Genomic DNA, 18,100 nt, shown 5'->3' with positions numbered 1-18,100 from the left:
TTTTTTTCTATCACACCGTTTAGGAATCCAGCAATAAGGGAACTTCCCGTCAAACCGACTGTTTCATTTCCATATTCACAACAACCCTAAACCCAAATTGGATGTTTTTTTAAATTCGGCAAATCCTATCGAAAATATGCCATGAAGTTCTAACAAGCTGTTTTTTATGATAAAAAGTCCGTCTGAAACTGTTCAGACGGCCTTTCTGCTTATTTGCTAAATTGTTTTTTCACGCTGACTTTGGTTTTCTTCTTGAAGCGGTTTTTCTCTTCCTTACGGCCTTCGCGTTTCTCAATACGGTTGCTCAGGCTGACACGGCGCAACGGTTTTTTCTTCGGTTTGTCTTCCGCATTTTCATACGGGTTTTCCGAAACATTGTATTGAATTCTGAGCGGCGTCCCTTGCAGATTGAAGGCTTTACGGAACGTTTGGGTCAGATAACGTGTGTAGCTGTCAGAAATGGCATGCAGCGAATTGCCGTGAACCACAATCACCGGCGGATTCATGCCGCCCTGGTGGGCATAACGCATTTTCGGACGCACCAAGCCAGCACGTGGCGGCTGTTGACGCTCGATCGCGCTTTGCAATACGCGCGTGATTTTCGGCGTCGGCATCTTAATCATTGCCGCGTTGTAGGCAGCCTGAATGCTTTCAAACAAACCGTCTATACCGCGCTCTTTCAATGCAGAAATAAAGTGGAACTTAGCAAAATCAAGGAAATACAGTTTGCGGTTGATATCGCGTTTCACTTGCTCACGGCGCTCTTCGCTGATGCCGTCCCATTTATTGACCGCCACTACCAAGGCACGGCCTGCTTCCAAAGCAAAACCTGCAATCGTCGCATCTTGATCGGCGATATCTTGTTGCGCATCCAACACCAAAACAGCTACGTTTGCCGCTTCAACCGCCTGCATGGCTTTGATAACGGAGAACTTTTCCACAGCTTCATCCACTTTGCCGCGACGGCGCACACCTGCGGTATCAATGATGGTAAACGGCTTGCCTTCACGTTCAAAATCGATATGGATACTGTCGCGCGTCGTGCCTGCCATATCGAAAGCAGTCACGCGTTCTTCGCCGAGGATGGCGTTTACCAAGGTCGATTTACCGACATTTGGACGGCCGATTACAGCAAAAACAGGATGTTTCGCTTCTTCCTCTTCCTTTTCAGGCTCAGGGAAGGTTTCCAAAATATCTTCAATCAGATAATACACGCCATCGCCGTGCGCACCTGAAATAACATAAGGGTCGCCCAAAGCAAGTTCGTAGAACTCGGCGGCAAGTACGGCCCTATTGCCGCCTTCGCCTTTATTCACGGCCAAATAAACGGGACGCGGACTTTGGCGCAAACGGTCGGCAATGATTTTGTCTTGCGGCGTCAAACCGGTGCGGCCGTCCACCAAAAACACCACTGCATCGGCTTCATCGACAGCCTGCAAGGTTTGTTTTGCCATTTCGTGCAAAATGCCGCTGTCCACAACTGGCTCAAAACCGCCGGTATCGATGACCAAATAAGGTTTGCTGCCGACTTTGCCATGACCGTAATGTCGGTCACGCGTCAGGCCGGGCAAGTCATGCACGAGCGCGTCTTTGGTGCGCGTCAAACGGTTGAATAAAGTAGATTTGCCGACATTGGGGCGGCCGACAAGCGCGATGGTTGGTTTCATGATTGAGTCTTTCTGTGTCAAGTGCCGCCTAAAAACGGGAGCGGAACACAAGCAGGTGTTTTAAAAACACGGTTGATAAGGATAAGTGTAGGCCGTCTGAAAAGTCATTGCAACTTCAGACGGCCTTGATTTCAAACAAACTTATTTCAAGCTGTCGATTTTCATTTGCAGCAATTCGCGGCCTACTGCGGTTTGCGGCATTTTGCTCAAAGCAACTTCGTAACTTTGTACGGCTTCTTTGGTTTTATTTTGGGCAACGTAAACATCGCCTTTGGTTTCCAGCATCAAAGGCTCGAAATCAGCCTCAACCTGAGTATTCAGGGCATTGATGGCGGCATCGTATTTTTTCTGCTGCAACAGGACAACGCCCAAACGCTGTGCTGCCAAAGCTTGAACCAGCGGTGCATTTTGGTTTTTCAGCACCCAATTCAAATGACCTTCCGCCACATCATAACGGCCGGCATCGAACTCGGTTGCCGCTACCATCAAAGTGGCTTGGGCTGTCGAAATAGAATCAGGATAGTTTTTTTGCAATTCGGCCAAATCGGCATTGATGGCTTTTTGGTCGGTTTTTTGCTGTGCCTTTTCCACCATTTGCGCCAATACGGCGGCGGCTTCCTGATCTTTTGAAGCTTTTTGGCCTTGGTAAATGGTGTAACCCAAATACCCCAAAGACGCCACGATCAGCAAGGTAAAAATCCAACGGCCGATGCTTTTCCAAAAATATTTAAAGTTGTCTAACTCTTGTTGTTCTTCCAAATGGGCTGCCATTTATGCGTTCTTCCATTGTTGTAAAGTGTCTGTCAAATCAGCGGCGGCAACGGTTTGTTGTTCGTGTTTGCCCTGCATATCTTTCAGGGTAACTGTATCGTTTGCCAGCTCATCCTGAGCCACAATCAGCGCAAAGCATGCGCCACTGTTGTCTGCTTTTTTCATTTGCGCTTTCAGGCTCTGATAACCGGAATGCTGCATCACATTGAAACCTTGGGCGCGTAAGGCTTGCGCGTATTTCATCACCTGCAAGTCCGCACCTTCGCCTTGGTGCATTGCATAGACATCAGGCGCGGCGTTCACTTCCAGCGAGCCGTATTCGTTCACCAAAAGCAGCAGGCGCTCAATACCCATTGCAAAGCCGATAGACGGCGCAGGTTTGCCGCCAAGTTCCTCAATCAAACCATCGTAACGACCGCCACCGCACACAGTCGCCTGCGCACCGAGTTTGTCGGTCGTCCACTCAAAAACCGTCTGATTGTAATAATCCAAACCACGAACCAAGCGCGGATTTTCAATATATTGAATACCCAAACCATCCAACATCGCCTTGAAGCGTGCATAGTGGTTTTGCGAAGCCTCGCCCAAGTAATCCACCAGACGCGGCGCTGCATTGCAGATTTCCTGCAAATCAGGGTTTTTCGTATCCAAAACGCGCAAAGGATTGGTTTTCAGACGGCGTTTGCTGTCTTCATCCAATTGCGCCTCATAGCGGGTCAAATATTCAACCAATGCCGCACGGTGTGCCGCGCGTTCCTCACGGTTGCCCAAACTGTTGATTTCCAAAGTCAGGTATTCGCGAATACCCAATTTTTCCCATAAGTCGGCAGACATCGCGATGATTTCCGCATCGATATCCGGCCCTTCAAAACCCAAAGCCTCGATACCGACCTGATGGAACTGACGATAACGGCCTTTTTGCGGACGCTCGCGGCGGAACATCGGCCCCATATACCACAGCTTTTGCGGGCTGTTGTACAGAAGGTTGTGTTCGACCACCGCACGCAGACAAGAAGCCGTACCTTCAGGGCGCAGGCTCAAACTCAAAGAATCGTTTGAATCGGAGAAGGTGTACATTTCCTTGCCGACCACATCGGTTTCCTCGCCGATAGAGCGGACAAACAAACCGGTTTGCTCGACAATCGGCGTACGGATTTGCTGGTAGCCGTAAGCGCGTGTCCAACGGCCGACCGTGTCTTCAAACGCCTGCCAAAACGCAGCCGTCAGTTTGAAATCTTTTTGTTCGACAGGTAAAAGGTCGTTCATACCTTTTACAGATTGAATTTTTTGTGCCATTTCAATATGGGATAAGCGAAAATCAAATAGTTGGGCATTATAGCTGATTTTTAAGGGTTTGTGAGGTTGGGAACAAATCAAAAGGCCGTCTGAAACAGTTTTCAGACGGCCTTTGACTCACTCTACACGCCGTAGCCTGATTTGTTTGACTGCAAATTCCGTCTGCCGCTTGGGATGATGTGTGAAAAACAATTTATTTGAAATCGTCTCCGCTTTTTTCGGTACGACAGCCAAAATCTTACCTGCCAAATTTCCCTCACGGGTTTTCCAAGCATCCAAAAACTGCGCCCTGCTCATGGAAACATGACCCAGCGACGGGTCGGCAAGCAAAACCGTATTGCCGTCTATGCCGCGCAATACCGAGAAATGATCATCCTTACGGTATTTCAAATACACGATGACGGGGATTTTCAACTGCACGAGCTGCTCGAAAGACAGGGCATAGCCTTTCGCTTCAAAACCCAAATCAGGCATAATGCGCTGCATATCCTCAAACGACGCGCGCATCTGTTCCTTATCCAGCTTTTTCAATACTTCTTCCTCCGTCAGCTTTTGCCCGTAAAAATTGTTCAAAAGCGTCGCCACCGAAGCCGCCCCGCAGGAAAAATCCAAATCCTGTTTTACAATATTGAAATCGCGCCTCTCTTTCCAACTTTGCACTTTGATTTTTCCGTAAACAACAGGATTATCGTTAAACATAAGTGCAGCATTCAGAAGACCGGATAAAGAAACGGCAATCGGCACTGACAGACAAATACGTTTTAACATCATCATACCTTCTAAAGATATATGTAAGAGGTCGTCTGAAAAAGCTTTCAGACGACCTCTTACATAATTATTCTTAATAGTATAAATAGTAAGGGATATAACAGGTATTAGGGGCAAACCATGTTGCACCATGACCTACTGCCCTTACCGCTTCTTAGACAGTCTTTTTACGAATACCATCATCAGGATTGTCCAAAAAAAAATATTTGATAAATATATTGCAAGATATTTTATTCCAACTTCATCCGAAACAGAAACTAATATATTTTTAATTAATACATAGCCGATTATTACATTTATTATTCCTATAATATATAAGGATCTTCCCAAAATTTTTTTTGATTTTATTTTAGGCATATCTTTTATCCATACTAAAATACAGCCCAATGTCGAAAAGAAAATAACAGGAAACACTACCTTACCTCCCCTTGCTTCCAACCAAACCGATAGCAGGTTTGGTTGGAAATTGGTTTATTTATTATTTAACGGCGAATGTTGGTGTTCTTACCCATAGAACCTGCATAACCAGTTATGCCACCAGCAACAGCCCCCACTGCTACACCTCGCATACCATTAATCAGTGTTCTTCCTCCGTTAATAGGGCTTGCCGCACCAATTAACGCACCAGTTCCAATTGCTGCCCAATGTGAATTTCGATTATACGAGCCACTAGCAACAGCATGAGCCATATAGCTGAAATGCCCTCCAACTCCTCCCATAATGCCTCCAACAGCATTAGGAATCCACTCCCCCTCAGTTTCTTTCATCTCCTTTTGAGAAAGCTCCGCCAACTGCATCGGCGCATCTGCCTGCGTGTGGAACACTTGGTCTTCAAATGCCTGATTATCCATGCTGTTTGCCATTACGGGAGTGGCAATCATCGTTAGAATCATCATGGCTGCGGTAATTTGTTTTTTCATAAAAGTCCCTTTTTTACAAGGTTGGAAAATCAAAGCCTGCTTAAAACGTATGCTGTACGCCCAATTTCAGTTCGGAGCTGCTCTGCCCTGAAATATTGAAGCGTGCGGATGCGTTTAAAGACGTGGCTTTGGAGAAGCCGAGGCCTGCGCCGAGATGGGCGTAGGTAGATGTATTCCTTGCGGATTCTTTTTTGCCGTCCAGACGGTCGGGCTGCTTGCCCAGCCATTGGATGCCGCCTGTGAGGCTGATCCTGTCGTTGGCGGCGAAGGAGATATTGGGATTCAGCACCCAGTAGTTGCCTGCTTTGTATTTGACGTCGTCTGAAAGGGTTTTGCTGCCGTTAATACGGTAGGCGGCGGTCAATGAGAGGACGACAGGATCGATGGCTCTGTAGGTGGTCGCGCCAATCAGCCATGATTTGCCTGACGAGGCTTTGCCACGTGATTTTTCGTAAAGCGTACCTTCGAGAAAGCCGATAAGAGCAGGATTTTTATCGTCTTTGAGGAAGGTATGGCTGATACCGAGGGATACATCGGATAGATGCTTGTCGCGGGTTTTGCTGCTTTCGCTGTCGAATCTGCGGTCTTCGCGCCACAAGTAGCTGCCGCTGCCGTAAATTTCGGTGTTTCCGGTCAAGCCATAGCGTAGGCCGAGAGTGCCGACGAGCATATCGCTGTTACTGCCATTTTCCTGAATTTCGGTCGGGACGGGAATAAAGGAAGCAGAACCTGTCTGAATGTAAATTGGCGCGGCAAGTTCGGAACGGCTGCTTTCGCTGTTGATGTAGGTAACGGAAGCATCGAGTTTGATTTTGCCCTTATCGGTCATAATGTCTTCGATATTCAGAGGCAGATCTGCACGGACGCAAAATGGAACAAAACTAACAAATGCAATAAGGATATTTTTCATATTATTGTTTTACCAAGTTAAATTGAATTTAACGGATATTAATGAAATTTAGTGTAGTTTGTCTAAATTATATTTTTAATGATAACTTGAAAAATTATTGCTTTCTTCTATTAAGGTATTTTCTGCAAGAGTTCGTCTAAAGACGAAAGCTTTGAGTTTCAATCCACGTTTTCAGACGACCTTAACTGCTAAACCGTCCATTAATCTGAAACAGGTCACCAGTCATCAAAGATGAATTCCTTTCTGCTCTGAAATGATGGCGGCAACAGAAAATCGTGTCCGCCCCCAATGAAAAACATCGTCTGAAAAAATCCTAAAAACCGAGTACAATCCGCCGCATGAAAAAACGTACCAATCCCCTCCCCCTTTTAGACGGTGTTAAACCCAGCTACTTGGTTTTGCCGCATGAAAAGCAGTTTTACGGCTTGCCGCTGCTGCATTTTTTATGCGCTCATTTTCCCTTTGTCGGCGAAGAAAACTGGCGGCGGCGGCTGAACAGCGGTTTTGTGGTGGGCGCGGATGGCGTACCGTTTGATGAGAATACTTTGTTCGAGCCCGGCAAGACGATGTTTTATTACCGTGAAACCAGCCGTGAGAGCGAGCCGCGTATTCCGTTTGAAGAAAAGATTTTGCATATTGATGAGCATTTGATTGTGGTGGACAAACCGCATTTTCTGCCTGTCATCCCCAGCGGCAGGTTTTTGCGGGAAACCCTGCTCACGCGCCTGCGTTTGCGGCCGGAATTGCAGCATTTGAATGTTGAAGACATTACGCCGATTCATCGCTTGGACAAAGATACGGCAGGCGTTATGCTGCTTTCGCTCAATCCTGCCACGCGTCGTGATTATCAGACCATGTTCCAAGAAAAAACCGTACAAAAAACCTATGAAGCGGTCGCGCCGACGCGGACGGATTTGGACTATCCTCTGGATATTTCGTCACGAATGGAACGCGGCGAAAAATTCTTTCTCACGCGGGAAACGGAAGGCGAACCCAACGCCCACACAACCATCGAGCTTATCGAAAACCGCGGCGCATTCAGCCTCTACCGCCTCACGCCGCATACAGGAAAGAAACACCAGCTCCGTGTGCATATGATGAGTTTGAATATGCCGCTGATGAACGATGCGCTTTACCCTACCCCATTGGCGGCCGGTGATGAAGACTACGACAAACCTTTAAAACTTCTGGCCAAAAGAATAGAGTTTACCGATCCTATCAGCGGAGAAATCCGCGTATTTGAAAGCGGCTTTACGCTTTAAGTTATCCAATCCAATGAAAAAGGCCGTCTGAATATTTCAGACGGCCTTTTTGTCACCAAACTATTTGATTAGTGATGAATGCAGCTACACTCTTTATTCATATCAATCACCATGCGGCCGGTAATTTTACCTTCGCGCATTTCTTGGAAAATGGCAGGTGCTTCATCCAAAGCGCGCAACTGGACTTTAGGCACAACCAAACCTTCTGCGCCGAATTGGAATGCTTCTTCCAAATCTTTACGGGTACCGACCAGAGAGCCGACCACTTCGATGCCGTCCAAGACCAGACGCGGGATGGACAGGTCCATAGATTCGGGCGGCAGACCAATGGCAACGACGCGGCCGCCTGCACGGACGCAGTCCACAGCGGAGTTGAACGCGACGGCGGATACGGCGGTAACAACAGCTGCGTGTGCGCCGCCGGTTTTTTCTTGGATCACTTTGGCAGCGTCTTCTTTGGCGGCGTTGATGACTAAATCAGCGCCGCTTTCTTTAGCGAATGCCAGTTTTTCATCGTTGATGTCGATGGCGACAACGTGTGCGCCGAATACTTTTTTCGCGTATTGAACTGCCAAGTTGCCCAAACCGCCTGCGCCGTAAATCGCAATCCATTGGCCCGGACGGACACCGGAAACTTTAATCGCTTTATAAGTGGTCACACCGGCACAAGTAATGCTCGAAGCTTGCGCAGGGTCAAGACCGTCGGGTACTTTAACGGCGTAGTCCGCATCGACGATACAGTGGGTCGCCATGCCGCCGTCGGCAGTATAGCCTGCGTTCAATACAGAGCGGCACAAGGTTTCGCGGCCGGTATTGCAGTATTCGCAAGAACCGCAGCTTTGGAACAGCCATGCGATGCTGACACGATCGCCAACTTTCAGATTTTTCACACCGTCGGCAACTTCTTTAACCAAACCGATGCCTTCGTGTCCCAACACGCGACCCGGTTTGTCGCCGTAATCGCCTGCCGCAACGTGCAAGTCGGTGTGGCACACGCCGCAATACTCGACTTCCACCAACGCCTCGCCGTATTCCAGCGGACGCAGTTCGCGTTCAACAACTTCTACATCACCTGCTACATCTTTATTTACTACCACAGCATGCATTTTCATGAGAGAGTCTCCTAGGGTGTTGAAAAACTGTTTAGCTATGAATGAGAATACTCCCCATATTCTAAGCCGTCAACCCATAATCTTTTTTAAAACAATGAGTTATAATGTTATACCATAACAGGATCTATTTAAGCCGTATAAATCTTTAAATACATTAACAAATGCACTTTCATTTCAATCAAATCCTTTATTTTTCAGACGGCCTGCTACATAAAACAACATTGCAAATATAAATTTTAAGAATATTCTCATTTTTAGTACTTGAACTTAAAAAGAAAAAATAATAAGCTGTTTTCATGGTGCAAAAACACCTATTCCCATTCATTAAGGAGACAGCATTATGGCAAAAGATTTAAATGTGTTTGATAAAGAATATGGCCTTTTGATCAACGGCGAATGGACAAAAGGTAGCGAAGGCAAACTTTTATCCTCTTACAACCCTGCCAATGGCGATGAGTTGGCCAAGTTCACAGACGCAACCGATGCCGATGTCGATGCTGCCGTAGCCGCTGCGCAAGAAGCGTTCAAAACATGGCGCAAAACCACTACTGCCGAACGCGCGGCCATTTTGAACAAAATCGCCGATGTAATCGATGAAAACGCCGAATTGTTCGCCCTGCAAGAAACCTTGGACAACGGCAAACCGATCCGCGAAACCCGCGCCGCCGACGTGCCTTTGGCTTCCGACCATTTCCGCTATTTCGCCAGCGTGATCCGCGGTGAAGAAGGCACTGCGACCCAGCTTGACGCCGAAGACCTGTCCATCGTTCTGCGCGAACCGATCGGCGTTGTCGGCCAAATCATTCCTTGGAACTTTCCATTCTTGATGGCTGCATGGAAAATCGCTCCGGCATTGGCCGCAGGTTGTACCATCGTCATCCACCCTTCTTCCAGCACTTCATTGAGCCTGTTGTCCCTCGCTCAAAAAATCAACCACTTGCTGCCTAAAGGCGTGTTGAACGTGATTACCGGCCGCGGTTCTAAATCCGGCGAATACATGCTGCACCACAAAGGCTTCAACAAACTGGCCTTTACCGGCTCAACCGAAGTCGGCCGCCGCGTCGGCATCGCCGCCGCCGAATTGCTGATTCCGTCCACTTTGGAATTGGGCGGCAAATCTGCCAACATCTTCTTCGACGATATGCCTTTCGACAAAGCCCTCGAAGGCGCGCAAAAAGGTATTTTGTTCAACCAAGGCCAAGTGTGCTGCGCCGGTTCGCGTATCTTCGTTCAGGAAGGCATTTACGACAAATTCGTCAATGCTTTGGCGGAAGAATTCAAAAAAATCAAAGTCGGCCTACCTTGGGAAGACGACACCCAAATGGGTTCGCAAGTCAATGCCGGTCAACTCGAGACCATTTTGAAATACGTCAAAATCGGCGAACAGGAAGGCTGCCGCATCATTACCGGCGGTAAAAAAATCGAAGGCGAATTGGGCAAAGGCGAATTTGTCGAGCCTACTTTGATTGAAGCCAGCAACGAAGCCCGTGTTTCCCAAGAAGAAATCTTCGGCCCGGTTGCCACCGTGATTAAATTCAAAACCGAAGAAGAAGTCATCAAAATGGCGAACGACAGCGAATACGGCTTGGGTGGCGCAGTGTGGAGTACCGACATCAACCGCTGCCTGCGCGTTTCCAACGCATTGGAAACCGGCCGCGTTTGGGTAAACTGCTACAACCGCCTGCCTGCCGGCGCGCCGTTTGGCGGCTACAAAACTTCAGGTATCGGCCGCGAAACCCACAAAATGATGCTCGCCGCCTACACCCAAGTGAAAAACATCTACATTAGCACCCGTGAAGAACGCGAAGGCTTCTATTAATCCGCCGTTTCACATTAATCTGATTTAAAAAATATAAAGGCCGTCTGAAACCTGTTTCAGACGGCCTTGTTTTATTCTGTTTTACAATAAATGCTTTATATCTTTCTCAAAAAAAGCCCCATCACTTTCTCTCCGGCCACAGCCAGCAATGCGCCGGCCACAACCACCATAGCACCCACATAGCTGACGAGATTCATATCCGAAGCGGCAAAATAATCGGGGGCGAGATGATGGCCGATGGTGGAAAATATCATGGTGAATACAGGAATCAGCGTGGTGACGATACTGACTTTTGAAGCGTCCCAATGGTTGAGCGCTTCGCCGAATGAACCGTAGCCGATCAGCGTGTTTAAGCAGCAATAGATAAAGCAACCCCATAAAAACGGATTGCCGATATGGGCAATCTGTGACGGTTCGGCAAACGGCAGGAAAACAAAGCTGCTGCAAAAATAAATCATGAGCAGGATTTGTTGCGAATTGAAATGTTTGGACAAAAGTTTTTGCGCCACACCGTAACACACCCAAATCATGCTGCCCGAAGCCGCCATCATCACGCCGACCGCGTAGCTGCCCAAGCTGAAAAGTTCGCCGAATTTGTCGTTGAAAAACATGACCAAACCCGTCAGCAAAAGCATCAAGCCGATTTTTTGCCAGTGCGTAAAGGCTTCTTTAAACACGCCTACGCCGACCAAAATCATGGTAAAGGGCGAGAGCTGCCACAACACCTGCGTGGTTGTCGGCGAAATATAGTGCAAACCCATGGCAACGAGAACAAAGTTGGCGGAAATACCGATAATGCCCAACACCAATAAAAACAAGGTTTGCTTGGAAAATTCAGACGGCCTCGGCAGCTTGCCGGTCAGCCCCAACAGCACAAACAACACCAGCGAAGCCACTAAAAAGCGTACCCACACCAGCGTGGGCACATCGACGGCTTTTAAGGCCTGCTGTGCGATGACCGGCAGCGAACCCCAAGTCATGGTGGCAAGCAGCGCCAATGAAAAGCCGAGCCACGGTTTTTGTTTCTTCATTTTTCAGACGGCCTTTGCTTACGCGGCTTCCCAGTAGTCGATATAAAGCTGTAATTCGAGATTATTCCGCCATTCGTTGGCAACGGGGCGGTACACCGTGCGGATGTATTCGGGAATGTCTTCGCTGCAACGCCAAAACATGGCTTCAAATTCGTAGCCGTCTTTTTGTAGCCAGACTTTTTTATGTTTGCCTTCCGCACCCAACGGCTGCTGGCGGATGACGTGAAATTCATCGGTAAAACTCGGTGGCGCGAAGCCCTGCCCCCAAACGTGTTTGGCAAGGTTTTGCGCCTGTTCCAGCGTAATGTCGCGTGCAGGCAGGCTGCCGTCGGTGATGAAGGTTTGCGACAAATCGTCTTCGCACACCATCTCGCGCACGGCTTCATCAAAGGCCGTCTGAAACGCGGGAATATTGTGTTCAAGTATGCTCAAACCCGCCGCCATCGCGTGTCCGCCGAATTTCAAAATCAAATCGGGATGGCGTTTGGACACCAAATCCAAAGCATCGCGCAGGTGCAGATTGGGAATGGAGCGTCCCGAACCGCGCACTTCGCCATTGTCGGCAGGCGCAAACACGATGGTCGGACGATAAAAACGGTCTTTGAGGCGGCTGGCAACGATGCCGACCACGCCTTGATGGAAGTCGTCGCGATACGCCACCAACGTCGTCTGCCCTGAAGGCAGGGTTTCAGGAAAATCGTTCAGCGCGTCTTGCAGCATGGATTGCTCGATTTCGCGGCGCTCGATATTGAGGTTGTTTAACTGCGCCGCCAGTTCCTGCGCCTCGGCATCATCTCGCGCCAACAGACAGGCAATGCCGACCGACATATCGTCCAGCCGTCCGGCCGCATTGATGCGCGGCCCCAACGCAAAACCCATATCAAATGGCTGCGCTTTGCGCCAGTCGCGCCGCGCTACTTCAAACAAGGCGCGGATGCCGGGTCGCATCTTGCCCAAACGCATCCGTTTCAAACCTTGAGACACGAGGATACGGTTGTTGTGGTCCAGAGTGACGACATCGGCGACAGTGCCGAGTGCGACCAAATCCAAAAGGTCGCCCAAATTCGGCTCTTTCAGGCCGTCTGAAAAATAATTGCGACGGCGCAGTTCGGCACGCAAAGCCATCAATACATAAAAAATCACACCCACGCCCGCTAAGCTTTTGCTTTGAAAACTACAGCCTTTTTGGTTCGGATTGACGATGATGCAGTCGGGCACAGTCTCGGCAGGCAGATGGTGGTCGGTCACAATCACATCCAAACCCAATTCCTGCGCACGCGCCACGCCTGCAATACTGGCGATACCGTTATCAACCGTAATCAGCAAATCCACACCTTGCTCTGCCGCGATTTCAGCCAGCTCGGGCGTTAAGCCGTAGCCGTGTTCAAAGCGGTTGGGCACAAGAAAATCCACTTTCGCCCCCATCGCCGCCAAACCGCTCATACCGACAGAACACGCCGTCGCGCCGTCGGCATCGTAGTCGGCGACAATCAGGATTTTTTCCTGACGCTCAATCGCATCCGCCAAACGGCCGGCGGCGGCTTCGCAGTTTGTCAGCGTTTGATACGGCAAAAGAGCTGCAAGCTTGTCGTCCAACTCAGCCGGACTTTGCACATCACGCGCAGCACACAGCCGTGCAATCAAAGGATCGGTACCGGCAGTGAGCAAGTCATTGAAAACAGTCGGATTAATGGAACGTGTTTGGATTTTGACGGACATGGTGTGTGGGTTTAAAGAGAAAAAAATTAATATTTTGAAGCGTTTATTTTAAGGGCCAGGCCGTCTGAAACCTACAATCCGTTTTCAGACGGCCTTGGATATTATTTGCGTGAAGCATCAATAATTTCACTGACTACGACATAGGGGACTGCTATCACTGCGCCGACTGCATCCAAAGCCAATGTGAATGGTGTTTGCAGGATATTCTCCGTCAACTTCTGAACGTCGGTGCTTTTTTGGTTTCCGTATAATAAATTCTGACCGGGACGGCAGTGTCAAAACGGCGGTCTTCGGCAACATTTTTCGGCGTTGCGTAATAATGACCTTCGGTAGAAATACACCGCGTGTAGACAGTTTTGTCATCGAGTTCGACCGGCTTGAATGCCAACTGTTTCAACTTAGCAATCTCGGCAGCTTTTTGAGTATCGTAACGCAGGCAGAATTTTGAGCGGAAAGTTTGCGCTTCAGGGGATTTCAATTCGACCGGCAAAGCCTTATACACATATCTTGGATTTTGCTGAACCATTTGAAACTGTTTGTCCAATTTAACATCCAAGACCGCCTTCAACTTGGCCGAATCTTTAGGATTAACGACAAACCAATATTTTTTGCCCATCATGACCAGGCTGCCTGTTTCCAGTTGCGTATTGTCTTTGGCAACCACTCCAAATGCTTGAATATTGTCTTTGGCAACGGTTTTTTCGGTTGTGGTTTTATGGAACGGGTTGTTCCCTCCCCAAAGAAAGACAGTACAACCATTCAGGGTTAGTGCACTAATTAACAAGGCGGGTACAGAGCGGCGAAATTTCATGGTCATCCTCCTTCGGCATTACGACACAGGCCGTCTGAAAACCGCAATCCGTTTTCAGACGGCCTTGAGGTTTATTCCTCCCAATCCTGCCCTTCTTCTGAAGCGTCGGATTGACCGGCCTCCATCACTGCTTTAATTTCTTGGAACAGCGCGCGGAAGTTTTTCGGCGGTTTGTTTTGTTCCTGCTCTTTTTTGGTGTTGCGGATCAAGGTGCGCAATTTGCCGGCGTCGGCTTGCGGAAAATCGGCCATAAATTGGGTAATCGCGCCATCGTCTGCCAACAGTCGAGTACGCGCCTGCTCAACGCGTTGCAAAAAGGCATTGTGCGCCGTATTGTCGCCGCGCAGTTTGGCCAAATAGGCTTCGATGGGTGCAGGATCGGTATCGCGCATCAGGCGGCCGATAAATTGGGCTTGGCGTTTGAGCGCGCTGTTGGACGTGATTTTTTTATAGGTAACGATGGCCTCGAACAGCTCTTCGTCCAAGCCGATTTTTTTCAGCGTATCGCTGGAGAGCTTGGTCAATTCCATCCCCAAAGCCTGCAAATTGTTCATCTGCTTTTTCATTTGGGTTTTGCTGACCCATTCGTCTTCTTGTTCAAACATTGTGTTTCCCTGATTTTCTGAATCTGCCTATTTTATCAGTTTTCAGACGGTCTTTCCGTGCGATTTTTGCAGAGGCCGTCTGAAACGGTTAAAATGCCGCAAAACCCTGTCAGGAAACCTTTTTATGCTGTTTAACCACACACCGGACGAGCTGTTGCGCTTGTGCGGACACACGCTGGATTTGGCCAAACAATCCGGCGCCACCTCGGCCGAAGCCGATTTCAGCGAGTCGCTCGGCCAAAGCGTCAGCGTACGCTTGGGCGAAATCGAACAAATCGAGTTCCAACAAGATAAATCTTTAGACATTACGGTCTATGTCGGCCAACGCAAAGGCCGCGCCAGTACGGCCGACTTCTCCGAACGCGCCCTGCAAGATACGGTCAAAGCCGCCATCGATATTGCACGCTATACCGCCGAAGACGATTGCGCCGGTCTTGCCGATGCTGCCTTGATGGCAACCCATATCGGCGACCTCGACCGCTACCACGAATGGGATTTGAGTACCGAATCCGCCATCGATTTGGCCAAGCAATGCGAACAGGCCGCGCTGTCAACGGACAAACGTATTGAAAATTCCGAAGGCGCATCGGTTCATACCGGCCATTACCAATATGTTTACGGCAACACCCACGGCTTTGCCGCACATCAGCAAAGTACGCACCACAGCATTTCTTGCAGCGTGGTCGCCAGCGACGAACACGGCATGCAGCGCGACTATTGGTATGATTCTTCCTGCCGTCACGAAGACATGGACGCGCCCGAACTCATCGGCCAAACTGCAGCCGAACGGACTTTACGCCGTCTGAACAGCCGCAGCGTTCCGACCGGCAGCTATCCCGTACTGTTCGACACCACCGTCGCAGTCGGTTTAATCGGCCACCTTATCGGCGCACTCAGCGGCGGCGCGCTCTACCGCCAAAGCAGCTTCCTGATTGACAGTATCGGCAAACAGGTGCTTCCCGAATTTCTCAGCCTTCGCGAAGAACCGCATATCCTGCGCTCGTTCCGCAGCACTTATTTCGATGCCGAGGGCGTGTCCACGCAGCCGCGTTTTGTGGTGAAAGACGGTATCGTCGAAGGCTATTTCCTCAGCAGTTACAGCGCGAAAAAACTCGGCATGCAGACAACGGGCAACGCCGGCGGTGCGCACAATCTGTATCTGAACCACACCCACGCCACGCAGGCCGACCTGTTGAAAGAAATGGGAACAGGTTTGCTGGTTACCGAATTGATGGGACAAGGCGTCAACGGCATTACCGGCGACTACTCGCGCGGCGCGGCCGGTTTTTGGGTGGAAAACGGCGTCATTGCCTATCCGGTTCAGGAAATCACCATTGCCGGACGTTTGCAGGATATGTACCGCGACATCACCGGCGTGGCAGACGACGCATTACGCCGTTCGTCCAATCAAATCGGCTCCATCTTGGTTTCTAAAATGACGGTTGCCGGCAACTGATTGAACTAAATATACAAAAGGCCGTCTGAAAGATATCTTTTCTTTTCAGACGGCCTCGCCGTTATCTACTTCCATAAAAAACACATCATGCATATTGTCGTTATCCCCTCTTGGTATCCTTCTTCCGAAACCGACGTGGACGGAATCTTTTTCCGCCTCCAAGCCCAAGCTCTGCAACGCGAAGGCATGAAAATCGGCATGGTCGTTCCCATGTTCCGCTACTTGAGAAGCCAGCCGAAAACCATCTTCTCACGCTTCTACGGCCTGCGCCGCCATCAGCAAGGCGGACTCAACACTTACGCCTACGACAGCATGTATTTCTTCCCGCGCTGCCCTGTTGTCGACATCGACCGCATCCGCTGGGTCAATGCAGGCATGAAAGCTTTTGAAGCCTATATCGCCGACAACGGCAAACCCGACGTAATTCACGCCCATTGCGTCAACTATGCCGCCATTTTGGCCTGCGCCATCTTCAAAAAATACGGCATTCCCTACGTCATTACCGAACACAGCAGCGCCATTTCACGCGGCCTTATCCGCAAAAACCAATGGCCGTCCATGCACGAAGCCGTGCGCCACAGCGCGGCACGGTTCGCCGTCAGCCGTGATTTCTGCCGCATTCTCGAAAAAACCTACGCCGGTACAGACTGGCAATACCTGCCCAATATGCTGGGCGGCAATTTTGAACAGGATTTCGAGTTCCCCGAAAAAAACAATCAAGACTTTACCTTCTGCAGCGTCTCCCATCTGCGCCACCTCAAAGGCCACGACCTGCTCCTGCCTGCTTTTGCCGAAGCACTCAAAACTTATCCACAGCTCAAACTCAAAATCGGCGGCGGCGGCGTAGAAGAAGGCCGTCTGAAACAGCTGGCAAGCGACTTGGGCATCAATCACGCCGTTACCTTTACCGGCGCATTAACCACCGACCAAACCCTAGACCTCATGCGCCACAGCAACGCATTCGTCCTCGCCAGCCGTACCGAGACCTTCGGCGTCGTCTATATCGAAGCACTGTCGCAAGGTTTGCCCGTTATCGCCACACGCTGCGGCGGCCCCGAATCCATCGTCACATCCGACAACGGCCTGCTGGTGCCAATCGAAAACATACCGGAACTGACCAAAGCATTGCTCACCCTCTACGAAACCCATGCACAATACGATCCCGTCCGCTTACGCCAAGATTGCCTGCAACAATTCGGCAGCCGTGCCATTGCGCAACACCTGATTGACACCTTCCAAAAAGTGCTTAATAAGTAGGCATAAACCATACAGGCCGTCTGAAATCCTTCAGACGGCCTGCCTGCTTCCAATAAGACAAATCTAGTGTAAAATTAAGACAATAACTAAACTTTTTGATTTAAAATCAGTCAAAGGAAAAATTGTTACCTACAATAATATCCCACATATATTATGCGCTATTACGGAACGATTACTCGCTGGAACAGCAAACGCGGCTTCGGCGCTGCCACCATAGAAGACACAGGCCAAGAAATCTTTCTTGCCCTTGCCGCCTTCACCGCCCTTACTCGCCTTCCGGCCGAAGGGCAGCACATCTCCTTCAACATCACAGAAGGCCGACGCGGCCGCAAAGAAGCCGAAAATGTCTGCTTCGCCCTCGATTGCGCCGACTGCTTCGATGTCCTCGTCCCTCCCCCCGAAAAACCCCTCGCCGGCAAACAAGCCATCGTCGGCCTGATTGCCGTTATCTTCGTCTGCAGCATTTTCGCCACCTTGTGGTACGGCCTCTACTTTTCCGACAACACTCCGGAAGAGCCGGCCGTCAAAAAACAAGAAACCATGGTTCACGAAGTAGCCGCCAAAATCGAAGCCGAACGCAAAGCATGGCGCGATGCCGTCAACGGCAACAACCAACGCTCGGGACAGCCTCAACGCGCCAAAGATAATACGTCGAAAGAATAACGCTTTATCCAATACAAAAAGGCCGTCTGAAAA

At 49.6% G+C, this 18,100-nt stretch carries 16 protein-coding genes and 1 pseudogene; 5 read left to right on the top strand and 12 right to left on the bottom strand.

The window, feature by feature from the left end; genetic code table 11:
• Positions 1-209: 209 nt before the first annotated feature.
• The 7 genes from der to TW89_RS05930 form a co-directional block, all read right to left on the bottom strand.
• Positions 210-1,667, bottom strand: a complete 1,458-nt coding sequence (der, locus tag TW89_RS05960) for a ribosome biogenesis GTPase Der (protein WP_128580848.1) — start codon at positions 1,665-1,667, stop codon at positions 210-212.
• A gap of 141 nt (positions 1,668-1,808) precedes the next feature.
• On the bottom strand, positions 1,809-2,438 hold the full coding sequence (locus TW89_RS05955; protein ID WP_128580847.1) for a YfgM family protein: 630 nt from the start codon (positions 2,436-2,438) through the stop codon (positions 1,809-1,811).
• Positions 2,439-3,734 carry a histidine--tRNA ligase gene (gene hisS, locus TW89_RS05950; RefSeq protein ID WP_128580846.1) on the bottom strand — a complete coding sequence of 432 codons (1,296 nt, stop codon included), beginning with the start codon at positions 3,732-3,734 and terminating at the stop codon, positions 2,439-2,441.
• A gap of 117 nt (positions 3,735-3,851) precedes the next feature.
• Positions 3,852-4,508, bottom strand: a complete 657-nt coding sequence (locus TW89_RS05945) for a C39 family peptidase (protein ID WP_164836703.1) — start codon at positions 4,506-4,508, stop codon at positions 3,852-3,854.
• Positions 4,509-4,646: 138 nt separating this feature from the next.
• The gene (locus tag TW89_RS05940; RefSeq protein ID WP_070713038.1) at positions 4,647-4,916 is read right to left on the bottom strand and encodes a hypothetical protein; all 270 of its coding nucleotides are present in this window, start codon (positions 4,914-4,916) and stop codon (positions 4,647-4,649) included.
• A gap of 68 nt (positions 4,917-4,984) precedes the next feature.
• Positions 4,985-5,422: a hypothetical protein gene (locus TW89_RS05935; RefSeq protein ID WP_128580844.1), complete on the bottom strand. Its 438-nt coding sequence runs from the start codon at positions 5,420-5,422 to the stop codon at positions 4,985-4,987.
• 40 nt (positions 5,423-5,462) lie between these two features.
• Positions 5,463-6,332 carry a meta-pathway of phenol degradation family protein gene (locus TW89_RS05930; protein WP_128580843.1) on the bottom strand — a complete coding sequence of 290 codons (870 nt, stop codon included), beginning with the start codon at positions 6,330-6,332 and terminating at the stop codon, positions 5,463-5,465.
• A 338-nt stretch (positions 6,333-6,670) separates the two neighbouring features.
• Between TW89_RS05930 and TW89_RS05925 the strand changes: the two genes are divergently transcribed.
• Positions 6,671-7,594 (top strand): RluA family pseudouridine synthase, encoded by a 924-nt coding sequence (locus TW89_RS05925; protein ID WP_128580842.1) that lies wholly within the window; start codon positions 6,671-6,673, stop codon positions 7,592-7,594.
• A 68-nt stretch (positions 7,595-7,662) separates the two neighbouring features.
• Here the strand turns inward: TW89_RS05925 and adhP are convergent, their stop codons facing one another.
• Positions 7,663-8,706 carry an alcohol dehydrogenase AdhP gene (gene adhP, locus TW89_RS05920; RefSeq protein ID WP_164836702.1) on the bottom strand — a complete coding sequence of 348 codons (1,044 nt, stop codon included), beginning with the start codon at positions 8,704-8,706 and terminating at the stop codon, positions 7,663-7,665.
• Positions 8,707-9,046: 340 nt separating this feature from the next.
• On the opposite strand from adhP, the gene TW89_RS05915 reads away from it, so the two are divergent.
• A complete protein-coding gene (locus TW89_RS05915; protein WP_070584307.1) occupies positions 9,047-10,525 on the top strand; it encodes an aldehyde dehydrogenase family protein in 1,479 nt (492 codons plus the stop codon).
• Positions 10,526-10,620: 95 nt separating this feature from the next.
• Here TW89_RS05915 and TW89_RS05910 read toward each other — a convergent pair whose 3' ends face one another.
• The 4 genes and pseudogenes from TW89_RS05910 to yjgA form a co-directional block, all read right to left on the bottom strand.
• Entirely contained in the window at positions 10,621-11,556 is a 936-nt protein-coding gene (locus TW89_RS05910; protein ID WP_128580841.1) for a DMT family transporter, read from the bottom strand.
• 18 nt (positions 11,557-11,574) lie between these two features.
• Positions 11,575-13,275 (bottom strand): single-stranded-DNA-specific exonuclease RecJ, encoded by a 1,701-nt coding sequence (gene recJ, locus TW89_RS05905; protein ID WP_128580840.1) that lies wholly within the window; start codon positions 13,273-13,275, stop codon positions 11,575-11,577.
• 101 nt (positions 13,276-13,376) lie between these two features.
• Positions 13,377-14,086: pseudogene (locus tag TW89_RS05900) on the bottom strand (hypothetical protein).
• 71 nt (positions 14,087-14,157) lie between these two features.
• The gene (yjgA, locus tag TW89_RS05895; protein ID WP_128580839.1) at positions 14,158-14,691 is read right to left on the bottom strand and encodes a ribosome biogenesis factor YjgA; all 534 of its coding nucleotides are present in this window, start codon (positions 14,689-14,691) and stop codon (positions 14,158-14,160) included.
• Between the two features lie 124 nt (positions 14,692-14,815).
• On the opposite strand from yjgA, the gene pmbA reads away from it, so the two are divergent.
• From pmbA to TW89_RS05880, 3 genes are all read left to right on the top strand, one after another.
• Positions 14,816-16,147 (top strand): metalloprotease PmbA, encoded by a 1,332-nt coding sequence (gene pmbA / locus TW89_RS05890; RefSeq protein WP_128580838.1) that lies wholly within the window; start codon positions 14,816-14,818, stop codon positions 16,145-16,147.
• 87 nt (positions 16,148-16,234) lie between these two features.
• Positions 16,235-17,404, top strand: coding sequence for a glycosyltransferase (locus tag TW89_RS05885; protein WP_128580837.1), 1,170 nt, complete (start codon positions 16,235-16,237; stop codon positions 17,402-17,404).
• Positions 17,405-17,557: 153 nt separating this feature from the next.
• Positions 17,558-18,067 carry a cold-shock protein gene (locus tag TW89_RS05880; protein WP_128580836.1) on the top strand — a complete coding sequence of 170 codons (510 nt, stop codon included), beginning with the start codon at positions 17,558-17,560 and terminating at the stop codon, positions 18,065-18,067.
• Positions 18,068-18,100 lie beyond the last annotated feature (33 nt).

The organism is Neisseria flavescens (assembly GCF_001618065.1).
In the GTDB taxonomy this organism is placed as follows: Bacteria; Pseudomonadota; Gammaproteobacteria; order Burkholderiales; family Neisseriaceae; genus Neisseria; species Neisseria flavescens_A.
Note: the sequence above shows the minus strand (reverse complement) of the source record. Positions and strands in the feature narration are given on the sequence as shown.